Here is a 685-nt window from a genome sequence, read left to right on the forward strand (position 1 = left end):
GGCGTTAGGCCCCTCGAAAACACAAGCTCTGGCAGCTCAACATACATGCCTGCAGTCGAGTACCTCCGCGACGTCCATCTCGATCCCATTGAGGTCATCCGCGTTTTCAACGCGTCAGGAATCCAACGGCCAACGTCCGATGCGCCTCGCATTGAACGAATGTTTTCCGCCCCAAGCTTGATCATCTCTGCCTGGTTAGAAGGGCGTCTCGTTGGCGTCTGTCGCTCGCTCACTGACTTCGCCTACTGCTGCTATCTGTCCGACTTGGCAGTCGACCGGTCAGTACAAGGCCAAGGCATTGGAACGGAGCTCATCCGAAGGACTCAGGCCGCCATCGGCGATGAAGTCTCTCTCATCCTTCTATCGGCTGCGGGCGCCATGTCCTATTACCCTCAGGTGGGCTTCGAGCGCGCAGAGAATGCGTTCATCATCAAGCGGCAGCGCTAAGCTACCGCCTGCGTTTGACACACTGGCAAGAAACATTAGAGGGAGCGTCTATGCAGCACTGCTGTTCATCGAACCGCGATCAGGTTGCCGTGTGCTTCACGCCCTCTACTCCGCGCCCCAGCCTAACTGTCAGGTCAACGCGGACGCAACCAAGGGCCATGCCTTCGGCATTTTCACGGCCCTTGGTCGTACCCTCCGCCCTGGCGGGCTCCGGCGCCGGTTACCTTGGTAGTTAGGC

Annotated in this window: 1 protein-coding gene; it reads left to right on the forward strand. The window is 58.8% G+C overall.

What is annotated here, in order from left to right; translation table 11 throughout:
- Nucleotides 1-447: GNAT family N-acetyltransferase (locus tag ABG80_RS03855; protein WP_321166029.1), on the forward strand; the 447-nt coding region annotated here is incomplete at its 5' end.
- Between the last annotated feature and the right edge of the window lie 238 nt (nt 448-685).

It is taken from the genome of Aquabacterium parvum (assembly GCF_001447195.1).
Classification (GTDB): Bacteria; Pseudomonadota; Gammaproteobacteria; order Burkholderiales; family Burkholderiaceae_C; genus Aquabacterium; species Aquabacterium parvum.